Source organism: Alphaproteobacteria bacterium (genome assembly GCA_016124955.1).
GTDB lineage: Bacteria > Pseudomonadota > Alphaproteobacteria > UBA9219 > RFNS01 > RI-461.
Genome location: WGMR01000007.1, coordinates 233309 through 251379 on the forward strand (window position 1 = coordinate 233309; position 18071 = coordinate 251379).

Consider the following 18071-nt stretch of genomic DNA (forward strand, 5'->3'; position numbering starts at 1 on the left):
GCATGATGATTACGGCAAAGGCCCTTGCTGCCTGTTTGATGATCGCGGCGCAATCCTATCAGGTGCCGCCCGCGGTGCTGATCGGCATTATGCATGTCGAGGGCGGGCGTGTCGGCCAGCAGGTTATGAACACCAACGGCTCCTATGATCTTGGTCCGATGCAGGTCAATACGCTTTGGCTGCCGCAGCTGCAAAAGCTGTGGCGCGTTGACCGCCGCACCGCGCATCACTGGGTGCGCGACGACGGCTGCGTCAATGTGCATGTCGCGGCATGGATCCTGAAACAGAAGATCATGGAAGGCGGCTCGCTTTACCGCGGGATCGCGCGCTATCATTCGGGCACGCCGTGGCGCGGCCAGAGTTATGCGGAGAAGGTCGTGGCGGTTCTGGAACGCAAAGGCCTGATCGACCATGGCCAAAGCTTGAAAACCGCGCGGGTTGTCCAACTGGCGCGCGCCGAATAACGCATGATCCCATATGGCATAACGATGAAAAAACCCGCACTGTTTCTGCCGTTGCTTGCGCTGCTGCTTGCGTTGTTCGCGCCCGCCCCCGCCCCGGCGGCCGAGCCTGACATTGCAAAAATGCCGATGATCAAGGCGATGCAGGATTCGGGGACGAAGTTTTATTATCTCGGTGAGCATTCCGGGCTGCATGGCTGGCTGATTTTAAACAACGGCCGGCTGAACGTGCTGTATCTGACGCCCGACAAGACCGGGTTTATCTTCAGCGGCTCGATCATTTCTGGCGATGGCGGCAATATTACTCAACTGCAGATTGCTTCCGCGATAACGAAAAACGATGATCTGAAGGCCCGCGTCGAAGGTTTGGCCGCAGGCAAGGGCGCGCCGCCGCCGGCCGTCAGCATAGAGAAAGAGGGCATGCCGGTTCCGGGCGGTGCGATAAGCCCGGGCGAACAGTTGATCGCCGACATGGAAAGTGCTGCGGGCATGACCGTGGGCGAAGCGACCGCTCCCTTGCTTATGATGGTTGTCGATCCGCGCTGTCCCTATTGCAAGGAGACATGGCGGGCGCTGCGGGATGTGGTTTCGGTTGGCGGCTTGCGCGTCAAACTCATTCCGATCGGCGCACAGGGCAGCGAGAACGAGCGTGAAGCCGCGGTGTTTTTGCGCGCCGAAACCCCGCTGGCAACGTGGAACGCATTCATAGACGACGATAAATCGGTGCTGGCCGGTGAAGCGACGGACCGTGCGATACAACAAGTGCGCGCCAATGGCGGCATTGTCCTTCGCTGGAAAATCGAGCACACGCCCTATCTGGTTTATCGTGACGCCAGCGGCAAGGTGAAGATCGTTGTCGGTCAGCCTGACAATATGGCCGCCGTGCTCGATGATCTGGTGGCACGCTAGGGGATCCGCGGAATGTTCGATAAATTCCTTCCCAAGAAACCTTCCGGCCGGGCCGTCGCGAAGGCGCCAGGTAACAACATGACGCAGCGCCCGCCCGGCGGGCAATTGAGCCGCATGTTCCATGGCGTCAACAACAAGAGCGGCCGCCTGCCGCCCGCGGCGTTGATCTATGGCCTCGGCTCCAGCGCTATTTTTGTGATTTCGCTCTTTACGTTGTTCGCGGGCAGCTGGTTCACGGGCACGATATTGCTGGTCGTATCCTTCATATTACTGGGCTATGCGCTGCACTTTATTAAGACGAGCCAATAGGATAGGATTGTGCTTTCGGCCTTCTGGCCGTATATCCTTAAGGCCAAAGGGGCGAATCAGGTGTCATTAGCCATGCCGAAATCGAAATACGCTTTTCTGCTGGCGCTGGCCATGTTGCTGGCGGCCTGCGCACAGGAAACCACACTGACCCCCGTGGTTGCGGAAAACGACCCCGTTACCGTACGTCTAGCCAAAGCCGCCGAAAAGGCTGCAAATGCGCTGGATGACATTGCTGCTGTCGAAAGCAACCGTTCCCCCGCCGTTGTTGTGCAGGATTTTTCGGGCGCGCCCGACAATCTGCAGCAACCCACAACCATTACATGGCATGGCCCGGTTGAGCAGATTGTGGAAACGCTTGCGTCGCGCGCGGGCTACCGCTTCAACCTTGCCGGCAAGGCGCCGCCGGTGCCTGTGGTCGTGACGCTGAATGTCTTTGAAAAGCCGCTTATCAAGGTATTGCAGGATATTGGCATGCAGCTTGGCCAGCGGGCCGATCTCGCGGTCGATGCCGAGCGCGGGCTGGTCGAGGTGCAGTATGCTGCCGCGCATCCCAAAGGCTGACCCTGCACGCACGCTTGCCGCCGCAGCATTCGCTCTGGTCGCGCTGTGGCCCGCTCTGCTATGTCCCCGCCCTGCGATGGCGGAAGACGAAGATTTCTCCCCCCCGCCCCCCGCGCTAACCGAGCTGCAGGAACAATCGACGGGCGAAGAAGTCAAGGCCATGGAAATGGGCCTGCAGATCCGGCAGGACGCGCTGCGTGAAGCCGCGCTTTCCTATGGCGCGCGTGGCGGCCTCGCCATGCGGACCTTCGAAATCCAGCGCCGCCTTACAGAACAGGATGGAAGTCTTTCCGGCACGTTCGGTTTCAAGCGCCTGCTTATCTCCGCCCCTTCCGGCCTGCTTATTGAACCGCCTATCGTTTCGGAAGCGGAACGCGCAGTGATCGTGGCGGGCGGAGGCCAGCAAGCGGCGGTGGCCGATAAAATCTATCGTATCAACCGCGGGGCGCGGATCGTGACGGCGGCGCGCGACTGGCGCCTGTATCTCGAGCGCGATTGGGGCAAGGTCGATCCCCCGCCGGGCCTGCTTTTGCCTTCGACCGATGAAGAGCGCGCGGAATGGCGCGATTGGGTAAAGGAAGGCTGGGATGCCGGCGTCGAACAGGCGGACGATATTTTCCAGGCCGACCTTGATCGCATGACCAACGATTTCATCGGCATGGTGCGCTACCGCGAATTGTTGGCGCAGAACATGATCTCGCCGCCCTATGCGGCGCATGAAGATCGCGGCGTGACCGGCGGCGGCACGGAAATGCGCATTGGCGACCGCGGCGTGACCATCACGGGCCAGTCCGCGCTCATTCCACGGAGTAAATCGTGGACGCCAACGATACGCTGAAAGACGCAGACAAGCTCGCGGCTGATATCGGGACATGGCCCGAAGAGCCGCTCCGGATCCGCGAAGAGCATGTGGACGATCTTCTGATATGGTGCGTTCTGCGCCGCGCTTCCGATATCACCATCCAGACCGACAGGCCGGTCTATATCGAAGTTGACGGCATTTTGTTCCCGATTATCCGGCGCAGCATCGACACCGCCGATATGGCGAATATCCTGAACAAGATCTATGGTCCGGATGCGCTGGCCAAGCTTGCTGCCGGCAAAGATCTCGATCTGTCGCATGAAGTGCGGCCCGATCGCAACACGCGCTACCGTTTCCGCGTCAACATCACGGCCATACTCAGCAAGGGCCGCGACAGCGTGCAGATCACGATGCGTTCGTTGCCCAACTTGCCGCCGACGATGCAGGATCTGGGTATCGAGGAAAAGATCATCGACAATTGGGCGCCGCGGCAAGGCATGGTGCTGGTCACCGGCCCGACCGGTTCGGGCAAATCCACGCTGCTGGCGGCGGGTTGCCGCATGCTGGTCGAGCGCGAACACGGCTGCGGCAAGATGCTGACTTACGAAGCGCCGATCGAATATGTGTACGACCAGGTGACAGGACAGCGTTCGCTGGTTGCGCAATCGGAAATTCCACGCCATCTGCCAAGCTTCGCCGCCGGCGTGCGCAACGCGCTGCGCCGCAAACCCAACATCATCCTGGTTGGCGAATCGCGCGACCGTGAAACGGTTTCTGCCTCGATCGAAGCGGGCCAGACCGGTCACTGCGTTTATTCCACGGTGCATACGGTGGGTGTTGCCGCCACCATCCGCCGCATGATCAGCGTGTTCGAACCGGGCGAGCGCACCGAGCGCGCCTTTGCGCTGATGGAAACCCTGCGCATGGTGGTGACGCAGGCGCTGGTGCCGAAAAAGGGCGGCGGCCGTATCGGCATCCGCGAATTCATGGTGTTCGACGACAACGTGCGCGAACTGATGCTCGATATGCCGATCGAGCGCTGGACCACGGAAACCCAGCGCCTGCTGGAGCGCTACGGCCAGACCATGCAGCAGGCCGCGACCCGCGCCTTCAAGGCCGGGCAGATCGAGCGCCGTTGGTATCTGTTGCTTACCAAGGGCTTCTCGGGCGATGAAGCCGTTAAGGAAGACGCAACGGTTGAGGAATAAACTGATCCCATGGCAGCACATTGGCGCGATAGTCAGAAAATAGCGCGGTTCTTCTTCCTCGATGCCCGCGTGTTCCTTGTTTTGCTTGTGGCCATGCTGCATATCAGGCCATGGACTGCGATTACGGCTACGCTTGTCGTTGCCCTGTTTTGGGTGCTGGAGCGGCGCGGGCTGACCTTCGAAGCGGCGCTAAGGGCCTTCAGGGCGTGGATTTTAGGCCATAACAGGCCCGCCACCAGCCGTTTGCTGCGCCGCCGCTGGATCGATAACGGCGCGCAATAAAGGGCCTTACGCGTTTACCGGCTTGCCGCAGGCCAGCGCGGCGCATGAATTTCCCCGCCAGCCAACCCCGTTTCCACTAAGCCCTTGCAACTTCTGCATGAAATAGCTATGGGTGTTAACTGAAATTTTAAGTTCCTGCGGTTATCTCACCCTCTATCGACATCGAGCTTTCCTTGTTGCAAACCGATCACAACCAGCCAGTCAGTAGGCCTATTCACGGCCCCTTGATTGGCGCGCAGCAAAACTTTGCCTAAGATAGCGAATCGCTTCAAGAAGGGACCAACGGCGCGCATCATGATCCACCACCGAGCCCATCTATCTGCTTTCCCGACCTTGCCTCTTCCGGCTGTTGCCCTGGCCTTCTTCGCTGCGTTGACGCTATCCGCGCAACCCGCGCAGGCAGCCTTCAAGCAGGTCGGGTTCAAATGGGTCGCGCCGGTTGAACAATCACAGCCGCCCGTCATCATCGGCAATGACGCACCGAGCGTTTATGTTCCGCCCGGCGATTACGGCTATGAAAACGAATCCCTTCCCCCGCTCGTGATCGAAGGCAATGATCGCAGCCAGATGCCTTCCGTCAGTTCGCTGCCCGCGCAAGGCAGCAGCGGCGTGCTCGAAGGCTTTGCCGATAATGTTCCGCTGCAGGTCGCGTTGCGCCAGATCGTGCCGGCGGGCTATGCCGTCGCTCCCGAAGCGAATGTCGATATGGGCGTGCTTGTGAACTGGCGCGGCGGCCGCCCGTGGCAGGATGTTTTGCAGGGGATGCTGAACGGCGTCGGGCTTGAAAGCAATGTTAGCGGCCAGACCGTGAAGATCGCGCTTTCACAAAACCGGATGGCCCCCGTCGGGCTTGAGCCGTTGCCGCAGCAAGAGGATGCGCTGGCGCCGCTGCCGGCCACCACGGTCGGCGAAGCCACGGTGATGGAGCCGATGACGCCGATGCAATCGATGCCGATGACCGAGCCGGCAATGCCCGCCGCGCCAGCGCAGACGGGCATGATGCGGGGCGGCGTGGGGCAAGTTGTGGTTCCCCAGCTTCCCTCCGACATCGCTGCAACCTGGACCGCCGAGCGCGGCAAAAGCCTGCATGACGTGATCGAGGAATGGTGCCGCCGCGACGGGGTCGAGCTTGTGTGGTCGGCGGAATATGATTATCCGCTGCAAGCCTCGCTTTCTTTCACCGGCACGTTCGAAGATGCGCTGCGTGGCGCGCTGGGTGCTTTTGCCCGTGTCAAACCGCAGCCTTTCGGCAGGCTGCACAGCAATTCCGATGCGGGTCAGCGCGTTCTCGTCGTAGAGGCGCGGGGCAACAATTATGGCGAATAAGAGGGATATGATGACGGCACGAAAGTTCATCACGCTTTGCGTCGCGGCTGTGCTGATTGCAAGCTGCAGCACGCAGGAAAAGCGTGATCTGATCGAAAGCCGTACCGAACAGGCGCAACAAGGCCTCGATCGCGCCCGGCTGCCCGCGCCGCCGTTAAAGCATGAATCGCTGGTGGTGACCGATGAAGTCTGGGGCGGCAACCGCTCCATCCGTATGCGCCGCGGCCAGCCTTTGCCGAAGAAATTCGAGCAGCCGCGCGCGGTTACGCTGATCGCGGCCGAGCCGATGACGCTGGGCGAGATTTTGAACATTCTTTCGGCGCAGACCGGTCTTCCGATGCGTTCGGGCGGCGAATTGGGCAGCGATAGCGAAGGCGGCGGCGGTACGGCCGGCACTTCGTCCTCGACGCCGATGCAGGTAACCTACGAAGGAACGCTTTCCGGCCTGCTCGAACAGGTCGCCAACTTCTATGGCATGAACTGGCATTTCGATGGCGTTGCCGTGACGTTCATGCGCTATGAAACGCGTATGTTCGTGATCGAAGCATTGCCGGGCCGCACCAAGACATCGGACAGCATCAACGCCGATCAGGGCGGTCAGAACACGGGCTCGAATACCACCGGCTCTACGCAGACCAACGCGCTCGAACAGGAAAACCAGACCGAAAGCGAGTTCGATTTCTGGAAGGAAATCACCGCCGGCGTGAATTCGCTGCTCGGCGGCGTCGGCACGGCCGTTGTTTCGCAATCGACCGGTACGATCACCGTCACGACCTCAAGCGAGGTCATGAAGACGGTGGCCGATTTCCTGGAACAGCAGAACGGGCTGCTTTCGAAGCAGATCTCGATCAATGTCGAGGTTTATACGGTCGATCTTGATAACAGCGACAGCTTTACGGTCAGCCTCGAGACCGCGTTGAAGCGTATCGCGCCCTTCACCTTCGATATCAGCGGCGCCGAACCCTTCTCGCTCTCGAGCGCGGGCAGCTTCGCCGTCAGCATCATCGATAACCGCAACTATGGCCGTGTCGATACGATCGCAAACGCGCTTTCGTCGGTCGGCAACACGGTGCGCGTGGCGCAGTTCCCGATGACCACGCTCAACAACCGGCCGGTTTCGCGCCGCATCGGCCGTGACCGCACCTATCTTGCGCAGGTGCAGACCAACACGTCGCAGACTTTCCAGGATACCACGCTCACGCCGGGCACGATCCGCGAAGGTTTCTCGCTGCAGCTGACGCCGCGTATCCTCGCGGACGGCAGAATGCTGCTGCAATATTCGTTGAACCTGACCGACATCGTCACGATCCGGGATTTCACCAGCGGCGGCAATACCGTGCAGCTGCCTGAAACCACCAACCGCATATTCGTGCAGCAATCGTTGCTCAAGAGCGGCTCGACGCTCATTCTGGCCGGCTTCAACCAGGATCAGAATGGACAAAGCTCGCGCGGCATCGGCGATGCGTTCAATTACCTTCTCGGCGGCGGCGTGCAGAATACAGAGATACGGCAAATGCTGTTCATCGCCATCACGCCGCAGGAAATTGACATTCCGCGGGCGGAGTAACCCGCATGGGCAACGGCGTAGCAACGATAGGCAGGCGCAAATACGCCACCGGCCTTTACTGGCAGATATCGCCTTCCGGCCGTATCGTGGTAGCCGCCAAGGAAGCGGCGCGCCAGCCCGGGCAATATTCTGACTTTTTCTCCATCCGCCCCGGCAACAAGACCGGGCGCGTCGGGCAATTCGGCCTCGGCACATCTGAATCGGGCCATCGCGCAGGCATGCCGACGCTGGCCGCCACGTTGGCCAACCGTCAGCCGGGTTCGTGGGCCGGGGCGTTCAAGATTCGCGAAGGGGTTTATGTCGTTATCGTCCGCGACGATCTGATCGCGCCTGACGGCGATCAGCTTTACGCCGACGAAGCCGAAGCGCGGAACCGGCTCTACCAGGAAATCAATCTCGGCGGCTTGCAACGTGTCTATGCGCCTGAAGCATGGGCCATTCCCGGCTCGGACGGCATGTCGCTCGCGCTTTTGCTGCAGGACCGGGCGGAATTTCCGCTGCGCCCCGTCGTGTTGCCGCGCAGCCTTATCGTCGGCGGCGTTATCGGGGCCGTTCTGCTTGCCGTGCTGCTTGCGGGCGGGCTTTACTGGCAGCACATGCAGGCCGAGCAGGAACGCGAACGCATGCTTTTGCAGGAAGCGCAAAAGCGTGCGCAGGCGCAAGCCAACCAGCAATTGCCGTCGCAGCTACAGCCGGTGCAGATCAACTATCCGCCGCCCGTCCGGTACTGGGAAAAGGAACCGGGGCCGCTTGAGCTGGTTGAAGCGTGCCGTGTTGCCATGTCGCAGGTTTCGATGGCGCAGGTCGGATGGGATATGTCGGAAGTGCGATGCAACCGCGGCGGGCTTACCGTAACGTGGGCGCGCCTTCCCGGCTTCGCGGCCGATATCAAGGGCGCTATCGTCGATGTGACCGGCCGCGCCGCCGTTACGAATATAGAGCTGACGGGGATACAGGACCGCGGCGACCAGAATCTTGCCGCGCCCACCTTCGTGACCCGCAAATTCTTAACGGAAAGCTGGGATGGTACGCTTAACCGCGATGTGGATGATCCGCCGCCGCCAAGGCCCCCGGAAATCCCCGCTGAACAGTGGAATCCGCCGCCACCGCCTTGGACAAAGCGGCTTTTCAGCATCGCTGTGGACTCTTTGCCTGGTGAATTATCAAGCTATTTTGGTAATCTGCCCGGAGTCATTATAAGATCATTAACCTTTAACGGTGGAAATTGGACAGTCGAGGGAGTGATCTATGAAAATCGCGAGTAAATACACCAGATTCGCTGCCGCATCTGTCGTCGTTCCGGCTATGGCCGGCTTGGCCTTCCTTGTGCTGGCAGCGACAACGCCAATCGCGGCGCAAGATACGGCAGAGGCAATCGATGGCGGCCCGGTGCTGCCAGATTTCACCTTGCCGCCCCCTGAAATCGATGAACCCGCGCTGCCATCGCCGGAAACCGTGCAAGCGCCGGTGGTTGCACCTGTCGCTGCGCCAGATAAGCCGGCATCGCCCAAGAAAAAGGCCGCGAGCGGCGGAGCACTGCCCAACCTTTCGACCGAGCCGGTCCATGACGTGCTTGAAAAACTTTCCAGCGATCCGGAAAGCGACGCCACGATCGAAGATATGAACCAGGCTCGCGCGGCGCTGGCACGGCTTGAGCTGATGGTGGATATCGAACAGAAGCTGTCTGACCTTGACGAAGTGCGCCGCAAGCGCGGCGAAGGCGGCATGGGCGCCATGATTCCCTCGAGCGCGCTCGGCATGCCCGGAAATGGCGGCGATATGGGCGGTATCGGCATGGGCATGCCCATGCAACAGCAACAGCCGGTTTTCACAAGCTATGAAGTTTCGCGCATCGTCGGCACCGAAGGGACTTACAGCGCGGTTGTGAATGTCGGCAACGGCCGGATGATCAGCGTGCGACCGGGCGACCAGTTGCCGGACGGCAGTACGGTGCGCGCCATTACTTCGGGCGGCGTGAATATCACCAGCGCCAAGGGCAAGGAAAAGACCATTCGCGTCAATTCCGTTGGTTTGCCCGCGACGGTCATGCAGGGCCATCGCTAGGCGCGGTTGGAAAGGGATTTTCCGCCTTGCTCTGCGAAGGGCATGTGCGGGTAAAGGTTTGTGTACGCAAGGGCGGCCCAGGAACGATCTTCCGGTCAGGAGGGCATAGCGGAAAGCACGGCGATGGATAAATCACCCTCTGATAGCACAGCGTCAACGCAACAGTCGGCCGCTGCATCGCTCAAGGTTGAGGATGACCGCAGCATTGCTATGTCGGGCGCCGCCCTGACCTTCGAAGGCGTGTTGCTTACGGCTGAAAATGGCGCGCTCAAGATCCCGCAGGAATCGCGCAACCTTTGCGCCCTGTTTGATAGCGGCATGTGGCTGGTCAGCGCTACGCACCGCAATTCCCCGCTCGTGACCTCGGTCGCGCAATCGGCGCGCCGCCAGGGTTATAAGGTTGACGAACCGCGCTACGTCACGCCCAACATCATCCAGCAGGCCTATAGCTATTCCAACCGGCAGGTATCGTTAACCCGGCTCGATGAAAACGCGGTGCGCCGCCGCGTGGTCGAAACGCTGCAAAAGGCGGTCGAACTCGGCACCAACGACGTGCATATTGAAGCTTCGGGCGGTCGTACCAAGGTTGAATTCCGCATCGACGGTTCGCTGCGCCAATGGGAAACATGGACCCAGCGCGAAGGCGAACATGTGTTGTCGGCGGTTTATTCGCATTCGATCGGCCAATCGGGCGCCACCGCCAACTGGCTCGAACCGCAGGCGGCGATGCTGACGCCGGGCGGCGGCGCCGACACGATCCAGCTCCCCGAAGGCGTGATCAGCGTACGCTGCCAATGGGTGCCGTTGGCCGACGGCGGCCGCTATCTCGATATGCGCCTGCAATACGACAGCGCGCATCTGTTCGGCGAAAACTTTGTCATGGCCGATGTGGACAGTCTCGGCTTTTCGCAAGAACAGCTGCGGGTGATCCAGCAGCTGCGCGCGGTGCCCGGCGGCATGCGGGTGTTTTCCGGCCCGGTCAACCAGGGCAAAACCACCACGTTGCGCGTCATGCTTAACCGGCGCATGGCGGAAACAAATTTCCAGCTGAACTGCCTGATGATCGAAGATCCGCCCGAAGGCGGCGTCATCGGCGCGCGCCAGATCGGCGTTTCGGCCTCGGTCAAAGATGACCAGCGCGAACGCACCTTCGCTGAAATCATGCGTTGTGCGCTGCGCCTCGATCCCGATATCGTGATGCTCGGTGAAACGCGCGATTTACAGACCGCGAAATTCTCGTTCCGCCTCGCGCTCACCGGTCGCCAGGTCTATACCACGCTGCACGTCTATTCGGCACTTGCGGTGCCGCAACGTCTGCGCGATCTCGGGCTCGAACCCTATCTGGTGTACGATCACCAGCTGGTGCGCGGCATGATCTGTCAACGCCTGCTGCGCGGCATGTGCGAACATTGCCGTATTCCGCTGCTTAAATCGCCGCAGGAACTGGGGCTGGATTATTATGACGTGGTCAAGCGCGTGCGCGCCGGCTTCAGCATGATGGATGCGTACCGCAACCCTGCCGGGCAGGACAGGCCGATCACGGAACGCTTGAAGGAGCCCGATATAAGCAACGTTTTCGTAGCCAACCCCGAAGGCTGCAAACATTGTTATAAGGGCCGCAGCGGCCGCACCGTGTGCGCCGAGGTGATTGAAACCGACGCGAAGCTGATGGAGCTTTTGTCCGAAAACAAAATGGCGGAAGCCGAGCATTACTGGCTTTCCCCACACGGCCAGAACGGTATTACCATGTTGTGGCACGCGCTGGAGAAAATCCGGCGCGGCGAGGTTTCGCCTGTGGATGCCGAGTTTGAAGTGGGCCCGGTTGCGCGCGAACGCGATATACTGGATGTTGAACAGGTGCTGGGCGTTCTGCCCGGAAGCGCCCCCGGAACGGATGTGCCCGCATGAATCTGAATTTTGACGAATATAAGCTGCCGATGGCGCAATGGCGTTTCCGCAACAACCGCAACCAGCGTTTCCGTATCTATCGCAAGTTGCAGGGCATGCTGGCGATGAACGAGGCGCTTTCGCGGGCACTTGAGCGGCTATGGTACAACGTTTCCGAAATGGGCAAATATCCCAACCGCCCGGCGGCGATTGCGCTGCGCGAATGGCTGCGGCGCGATCGCGGCGGCGAAAGCTTTTCCGAAGCGCTGGCGGGCTGGGTGCCTTCGGCCGAACTTTATATGATCCGCGCGGGCGAAGAATCCGGCACCGTCGCCAAATCGCTCGGCGCGATCCAGAGCATGGGCGAAAGCGCGCGCGAAATGCGGCAGGCGGTGATGTATGCCATGTCGTACCCGGTTTTCATGCTTTTGCTCGTGGCCGGCGTTTTGTGGATGTTCGGCGTCAACCTGATCCAGAATATGCGCAAGAACGCGCCGCCCGAAGTGGTCGAAAGCATGGGCGGGCTTGCCTCCATGTCCGATTTCATCATGGCCTGGGGCATTCCCATCATGTTGGCGCTGGTCGTGCTGGGCATACTTGTATTCGTCACGCTGCCGTTCTGGCGCGGCATGATCCGATCAAAGTTCGATATGGTGCCGCCATGGTCATGGTACCGCATATGGCAAGGAAGCGGCTTCATGCTCGGTCTTTCTTCCCTGCTCGGCGCGCAGGTGCCGTTGCGCCGGGCGCTTGAAATTCTTGAGGAACAGGGCAATCCGTGGATCCGCGAACGTATCATGGCGGCGCGCGAAGAAGTGCTGCGCGGGCGCAACCTTGGCGAAGCGCTGCGCACCGGCAACATGAACTTCCCGGATCCCCAGGTCGCGATCGACCTTGAAATTTTGTCGGAACGCGCCGACGTCGGCATCGTGATCGAACAGATCACCGAAGAATGGATCCGCGAACAGGTGGACAACCTGAAGACCCAGTCGATGGTGATCCGCAATATCGGGCTGGTGATCGTCGGCACCGTAATTGCCTTCGCCATGCTTTCGATCCTGCACATCACAACCGTGATCACAAGCCAGTCCACCCGGACCGGCGGCGGGTTTTAGCCGTGAACCGGGCTCCGTGCCGCGCCTTCACGCTGACCGAAGCGGCGATCGTGCTGCTGATTGTCGGGCTTATCACCGGCGCGCTATGGGCGGCGGGCAGCGCGATCCAGAAAAGCGCGCAGGTCAATACCGCGTCCGACCAGATATACGAAATTGCCGCGAACATGCGGGCGCTTTACGCTTCGCGCCAGACCATCACCGGCGCCGACAACGCTTTTAACATCACGATGGATCAATCGCGCGTCTTTCCGATCGATATGCGGCGCAACCGCGCGGTCGAAGGCGGCCCCGTGGACCATGTTTGGAACAAAGGCATTACCGGCGGTTCTGTCCAGGTGGCGGGCTATGATCTTGCGGCGGGCACAACCTCTCCGTCCGCGCCGCCCGCGCGCAGCTTCAGGGTGCAGTTTCTTTCGCTGCCTTCCGATATATGCACGAAGCTTGTGCTGCATGAATTTGTTGCCGACCAGAACACGCGGCTGGAAGCCATCGTAGTGCGCGGCGGGGCCGCCACCAGCTTCCTTGCCAGCGCAGGCGCGCTGCCGCCTTCTCTGGTTGCCGCCAGCGCGGCCTGCAATTCCAGCACTTCGCCCAGCGTTGACTGGGTCTTCAGCCTGCATTGAGGGTTAAAATGCTTGTTTCCGCCATCCGCCGCAGCCGCCGCGGCTTCACCTTGCTCGAACTCGCGATCGTTCTGATCGTTGCCGGGCTTCTGGTCGCCGGGGTCTGGTTTGCCGCGATCAAGACGCGCGAAAGCATGAATGTCTATACCGCGGAAAAACAGCTGATGGTTCTTGTGCAGAATTTGCGCGAAGCGTGGCTGATCCGCAGCACGATCCAGGGCGATTACGCGCAGCTCACGCAATCGCTTGCGCAGCTTGATGTGTTTCCGGCTGAAATGAAGCGCAACCCCAACATCATTCCGGCCAACTGCGCTACCGGCAACCCCTGTTATTTCGATAGCCCGTGGGATCGAACCTCGACCGGCACGTCGCCTGTGGCGGTGGCCTCGGTCAACGGCGCGACCGTTGGCGCGGCCGGGCGCTTTTTCCGCGTGCAGTACAGCAATACGCCGGTTTACGCCTGCATCCAGCTCACCACGCGCTTTTCCGAAGTGGTGGCCGATATCAAGATGACGGCGGCGGTCATCAACGGCACGACCTATGCGGTGCCGATGACGATTGCGCAGGTCACGGCTGCATGCAACGCTTCTATGAACACGGTCGCATTCCAGTTCGCGATCCGTAGCTGACGAGGAAGGTCATGAAAAAAGCGAGGCGCGGCAAAAAAGGCTTTACACTGGTCGAATTGGCGGTTGTGCTTGGCGTGGTCGGGCTCGTGCTTGGCGGCATATGGGTGTTTGCCGGGCGCAGCAACGAATCGGCGCGGACCGAACAATCGCTCGGTCAGCTTGTGATATTGCTGAACAACATACGGTCATATTACCTGTCGCAGCCGAACATGGCTTCGGGCGATGTCACCACAATTCTTGCCGCCGCCAGCGTGTTTCCGAGCGAAATGCTGCGCGCAGGCGCGCCTACAATCGTGGACCATCCGTGGGGCGCGCTGCCGCCCGGCGGCGGGCTGCTGGTAAGCGGCACGACGGCAAGCGGCGGCGCCAGCACTGGCGGAACCTATTATTTCACGCTGACCTATCGCGGGCTTAAGGCTGAAAGTTGCATCGCCTTTGCGGCGCGCGCGGGCAGCGGACCGACCGCGAACGGCCTTACCGCCGTAAGCGTTAGCGGCACGCCAATTTCAATGCCGCCGCTTATCGGCGCGCTGGGCGGGCCATGCGCCGTTGACGGCGGCACGGGCACGGGCGCGAATGTGGCGCTAACCTACCGGCTTCGCCTGCAAAACTAGATTTATCCACAGCAATACTCCCAGAAACCAGTTGCCAAGATGCGCGGCGGGCGGTAACTTTTGGCGCCCGTAAGGCACTGTGTTTCTTTCCTTATCACCGCCTGTTGCTGACTTTTTCTTAACCTTTCATGCCCTATCTTTTGGGTACCCGCCATCCGGTCCAACAACGCCAAGGGAGTAACCATGATCACCATTTGCGCCGCCCGCCGCCGGCTCTCCGCCAACCGCACCGCCGGTCGCAGCGGTTTCAACCTGATCGAAGCCGCCATCGTTCTTGGTATCGTCGGGCTCATCGTCGGCGGCATCTGGGTCGCGGCATCGGCGGTCTATGAAAATCTCCGCACCGGCCGCGCATCGCAGGAATTGCTGCAGATCGCGCAAGCGGTTCGCACGCTGCATGGTTCGCAAACCACAATTGCTTCCGGCAACATCAGCGCTGCCATGGTAGCCGCGCGCGCTATTCCGAACGATATGATCCTGACGGCAGGCGGCACCCAGCCGCAAAACCCGTGGCAGGGTAATGTCGATATCTATGGCATCACCTCGATCAGCGCTTCGGACGGCCCCGGTTTCTGGGTCGTGTTCAACGGCTTGCCGCAGAACGGCTGCGTCGATCTCGCGATCCGCAATTCCGGTTCGGCGCGCGATATCGGCATGGTGCGCGTTTCGCTTTCAAGCTCGGCGCAGGGCTCCTCGCTCGGCGGCACTTCGGGCGTGGTTCCGCCCGTTACGGTCGTGCAGGCGGCATCGTCATGCAGCGACAACAGCGCCAACAACAACTCGGCCGCCTTCCTGTTCCGTATCCGCGGCTAAGGGCACCCGCCTGAAGCCGGGCCCGGCGCGGCAGCGCAGTACAAAGAGGGGGATGCATAATCCCCCTCTTTTTCTTTCCGGACTTTTATAGCCATGGCAGCGAAGAAAAAACGACCAGCATACCCGGATGAAGGCGAGGCCGCCGGCCCCGCCAACCAGCGGCAGTGGCTGCTGATTACGCTCGTGGTTCTGCTTCTGGTGGGCACCGCGCTATGGCTTTCGGTGCAGGCCGCGTATGAGAACACGAAATTCACCGCCGTGTCGGGGCAGGTCGTGCAATTGCTCGGGCGCCTGCAAAGCATACGGCTCGATCATGCCGACATGCTGCGGCGGCAGAACACCGACCTCGTGCTCGCGCTGAAAAACGCAGGCGTTTTGCCCGGCACCACCCAGGGCGCAGACGGCATCGAACATATTATCAACCCTTGGGGCAACCCGGTCACCGGCCGTTTGTTGCAGGGGCCCTATTACCGCTTCACCACCATAGTTCCCGCGCCGGCGTGCGAGCGCATGGCGGATTTTTTCGCCGCGCAGGAAGCGCTGGAGATTGTGCAGATGCAGATGATCAATGCCGATGGCGGGATGGAAGCGATGCGCGGGCGCAAGCCGGTTGTGTTGAACACAAGCGGGCTTAACCGCAGGGCAATACCGCCCGCATGCAGCATCGGGCGGCAGATTCTGATGGCTTTGTACTTCAAGGCCGGCTAGTGGCGGACGAGGGTGTTTTTTGCAATGGCTAAGTTGCTGAAATACGGCAATATTTGCCATTCTTTAACGATTGCAGAGGAAGTTCTGGTAGGCTTTTGAAAAGGCTGGCTTAATCGGCTTGAGGGGAAGCACGGCGCCCGATGTATCTTTTTGTCTTCGTTTTCCTTTTGCTCACCATTATCGGCGTGTTCACGCAGGTGTTCGCGGTGCAGACCGCGCGCTTCTCAGCCAACCAGGCTGTGGCGGGGCAGCAGATGCTGGCATGGCATTATGCGGCGACGCGGTTTGCGCGCGCGCACCCGACCTATGGCCTTACACAAACGGGTTGCCGTATAACCGGCGGCGCTACGCTGTATAGCGGCCTCACGCTCACGACCGCGTGTTCCACGACCCTTGCCGCTTCGGATTTGCCGACCGGCTATGTGGTTTCGTACCAGTGGGAATCGATCGTTTTTACAGACCCGGGCACCAGCCAGCGTATGGTTGTCACCTTCGTGCCGCCGGACGCCAATGATGCGCAAGCCCCGCGCGCTCCGGCCGGGCTGGCGATCAATCAGATCCTGACGCAGCTGCGTAAGGCGCAGCCCGGTTCGATCACATCCGGCAGCATTTCCGGGGCGTGTCCGGGCTCGATCATGGTTCCGGCCTCGCAGCCCGGCGGCAGCTTCGTGACGCAATACCCCGTACCCAAGAGTGCAGCCGCGCCCGTTACCTGCTATGTTCCGGTGGGATCGGTCGCGTCCTATACCGTCCTGTAACGCCAGACAGAAGGATATGCCATGCTGAGAATTCCCAGACGCCGCGCCGGACAAAAGGGTTTCACGCTGGTCGAACTTGCCATCGTCGTCGCCATCGCGGGCTTGTTGTTCGCGGGGCTGTGGCGGTTGATGTCATCGGGCACGCAACAGCTCGCGGAACAGGCGGCGGCCGACCAGATGCAGAAACTGGCCAATGCGGTGAAGGGTTATCTTTCTTCCTCGAACGGGCAGCAATGGCTCGCGACCGCAAGCTGGCAAAATAACCTTGCCACCGGCACTTTCAATCTTCCGCTTCCCGCCGCCGGCGCGCCCGCAGGCAGCACCAACTGTAAAACCACCGCGCCGATGAGCACGGCTTCGGCCCCCTCGGCCTCCTCGCTGTGGCGCGATTTCTGTGATTATTTGCCCTCCGGCTTTTCCGCAGCCAGCATCAACCCTTATGGACAGGCCTATGAAATCAAGGTGCGGCGCGTTTCCGGCACGCTCGGTTCGGCGCCGACCGCCTATGAATTCATGATCCTCACCAACGATGCGGGCGGTACCAACGTTATTCCCGATACGCAGGGCGGCCGTATCGCCGCGCTTATGGGCGGCGATGGCGGGTTCGTTTATACCAATAACAATGTCTGCGGTTCGCCGCCGGTACAATGGGCCTGCGGTGCGTTCGGCGGCTTTGCCATCAACATCAATAGCTATAGTTCGGCGTCAAGCTTCACGGCTTCCTCAAGCGGCGGGCGCATCGCTTCGCGCACTTTCGTAAGTGCGGACAGCAGCACATCTTCGCCCTGGCTGGCGCGTTCTCTGTTGCCGGGCGACAATGCCACGACGCCCGTCTTTAACACCATGAGCACCAGTCTCGTGCTCGGCGGCCAGCAGGTTTACATGGGCGCGAACACCACGGCGACAACCGGCGGCGGCAACTTCAACGTCGCAGGCGGCGATATCACGGGGCAGGGGCGTATCGTGCTTGGCGCGACCGCGGGCAAGACCGGCGTTGCGAACTTCAACAATACCGGCGGTACGGGCGCTGCGGTTGTGATTACCGGCACGGGTTCGGGCGACGCCGCGACGGTAAACAGCGGCGATCTTACGGTCTCGGCCGCCGTCAACGCCAATGCGTTCGTCTATACCTCGGATCGCAACCTGAAGCACGATATCGTACGGCTCGATGGCACGCTGGACAAGTTGCTGCAGATCGAAGGCGTGAGCTTCCGCTGGAACAGCGACGACAGCGAAAGCATGGGCCTGATCGCGCAGGATGTTGAGAAGGTTTATCCCGAGCTGGTCGTGATCAAGGCTGATGGCACCAAGGGGGTGGATTACGGCAAGCTTGTTGGGCCGATTATCGAATCGATCCGTGCGCTGCACGAAGAAAACGCGGCGCTGCGCCACGAGATCGAAAGGCTGAAACGCTAGGGAAGGGCGGCAACGCCGC

Annotated in this window: 20 protein-coding genes; all 20 read left to right on the top strand. The window is 60.8% G+C overall.

Annotation, left to right across the window (positions count from 1 at the left end; all coding sequences use genetic code 11):
• Positions 1–2 precede the first annotated feature (2 nt).
• The 20 genes from GC131_07000 to GC131_07095 all read left to right on the top strand — a co-directional run bounded on the left by GC131_07000 (position 3) and on the right by GC131_07095 (position 18052).
• Complete coding sequence (locus GC131_07000) at positions 3–464, top strand: transglycosylase SLT domain-containing protein (GenBank protein MBI1273814.1); 462 nt, start codon at positions 3–5, stop codon at positions 462–464.
• A gap of 24 nt (positions 465–488) precedes the next feature.
• Positions 489–1370 (top strand): hypothetical protein, encoded by an 882-nt coding sequence (locus GC131_07005; protein ID MBI1273815.1) that lies wholly within the window; start codon positions 489–491, stop codon positions 1368–1370.
• A gap of 12 nt (positions 1371–1382) precedes the next feature.
• On the top strand, positions 1383–1679 hold the full coding sequence (locus GC131_07010; protein ID MBI1273816.1) for a hypothetical protein: 297 nt from the start codon (positions 1383–1385) through the stop codon (positions 1677–1679).
• 72 nt (positions 1680–1751) lie between these two features.
• A complete protein-coding gene (locus GC131_07015; GenBank protein ID MBI1273817.1) occupies positions 1752–2240 on the top strand; it encodes a DotD/TraH family lipoprotein in 489 nt (162 codons plus the stop codon).
• Positions 2241–2316: 76 nt separating this feature from the next.
• Entirely contained in the window at positions 2317–3078 is a 762-nt protein-coding gene (locus tag GC131_07020; GenBank protein ID MBI1273818.1) for a type IV secretion system protein DotC, read from the top strand.
• A complete protein-coding gene (locus GC131_07025) occupies positions 3054–4250 on the top strand; it encodes an ATPase (protein MBI1273819.1) in 1197 nt (398 codons plus the stop codon). The genes GC131_07020 and GC131_07025 overlap by 25 nt, the downstream gene beginning before the upstream one ends.
• A gap of 9 nt (positions 4251–4259) precedes the next feature.
• Entirely contained in the window at positions 4260–4532 is a 273-nt protein-coding gene (locus GC131_07030) for an acetyltransferase (protein ID MBI1273820.1), read from the top strand.
• 294 nt (positions 4533–4826) lie between these two features.
• Positions 4827–5858 carry a hypothetical protein gene (locus GC131_07035; GenBank protein ID MBI1273821.1) on the top strand — a complete coding sequence of 344 codons (1032 nt, stop codon included), beginning with the start codon at positions 4827–4829 and terminating at the stop codon, positions 5856–5858.
• Positions 5848–7425: a hypothetical protein gene (locus GC131_07040; GenBank protein MBI1273822.1), complete on the top strand. Its 1578-nt coding sequence runs from the start codon at positions 5848–5850 to the stop codon at positions 7423–7425. Before GC131_07035 ends, GC131_07040 begins: the two co-directional genes overlap by 11 nt.
• A 5-nt stretch (positions 7426–7430) precedes the next feature.
• Positions 7431–8690, top strand: a complete 1260-nt coding sequence (gene pilO2, locus GC131_07045) for a type 4b pilus protein PilO2 (protein MBI1273823.1) — start codon at positions 7431–7433, stop codon at positions 8688–8690.
• Complete coding sequence (pilP, locus tag GC131_07050) at positions 8674–9489, top strand: type IV pilus biogenesis protein PilP (GenBank protein ID MBI1273824.1); 816 nt, start codon at positions 8674–8676, stop codon at positions 9487–9489. The genes pilO2 and pilP overlap by 17 nt, the downstream gene beginning before the upstream one ends.
• A gap of 123 nt (positions 9490–9612) precedes the next feature.
• Complete coding sequence (locus GC131_07055; GenBank protein MBI1273825.1) at positions 9613–11397, top strand: hypothetical protein; 1785 nt, start codon at positions 9613–9615, stop codon at positions 11395–11397.
• Positions 11394–12491, top strand: a complete 1098-nt coding sequence (locus GC131_07060) for a hypothetical protein (protein MBI1273826.1) — start codon at positions 11394–11396, stop codon at positions 12489–12491. The genes GC131_07055 and GC131_07060 overlap by 4 nt, the downstream gene beginning before the upstream one ends.
• On the top strand, positions 12329–13114 hold the full coding sequence (locus GC131_07065) for a hypothetical protein (protein ID MBI1273827.1): 786 nt from the start codon (positions 12329–12331) through the stop codon (positions 13112–13114). Before GC131_07060 ends, GC131_07065 begins: the two co-directional genes overlap by 163 nt.
• Positions 13115–13122: 8 nt before the next feature.
• Complete coding sequence (locus GC131_07070; GenBank protein MBI1273828.1) at positions 13123–13743, top strand: prepilin-type N-terminal cleavage/methylation domain-containing protein; 621 nt, start codon at positions 13123–13125, stop codon at positions 13741–13743.
• Positions 13744–13754: 11 nt separating this feature from the next.
• Entirely contained in the window at positions 13755–14357 is a 603-nt protein-coding gene (locus tag GC131_07075; protein ID MBI1273829.1) for a prepilin-type N-terminal cleavage/methylation domain-containing protein, read from the top strand.
• A 183-nt stretch (positions 14358–14540) separates the two neighbouring features.
• On the top strand, positions 14541–15170 hold the full coding sequence (locus GC131_07080; protein MBI1273830.1) for a hypothetical protein: 630 nt from the start codon (positions 14541–14543) through the stop codon (positions 15168–15170).
• Positions 15171–15263: 93 nt separating this feature from the next.
• On the top strand, positions 15264–15878 hold the full coding sequence (locus GC131_07085; protein ID MBI1273831.1) for a hypothetical protein: 615 nt from the start codon (positions 15264–15266) through the stop codon (positions 15876–15878).
• 140 nt (positions 15879–16018) lie between these two features.
• Positions 16019–16636 (top strand): hypothetical protein, encoded by a 618-nt coding sequence (locus tag GC131_07090; protein MBI1273832.1) that lies wholly within the window; start codon positions 16019–16021, stop codon positions 16634–16636.
• Positions 16637–16657: 21 nt separating this feature from the next.
• Positions 16658–18052 carry a prepilin-type N-terminal cleavage/methylation domain-containing protein gene (locus tag GC131_07095; protein MBI1273833.1) on the top strand — a complete coding sequence of 465 codons (1395 nt, stop codon included), beginning with the start codon at positions 16658–16660 and terminating at the stop codon, positions 18050–18052.
• The last annotated feature ends 19 nt before the right edge of the window (positions 18053–18071 follow it).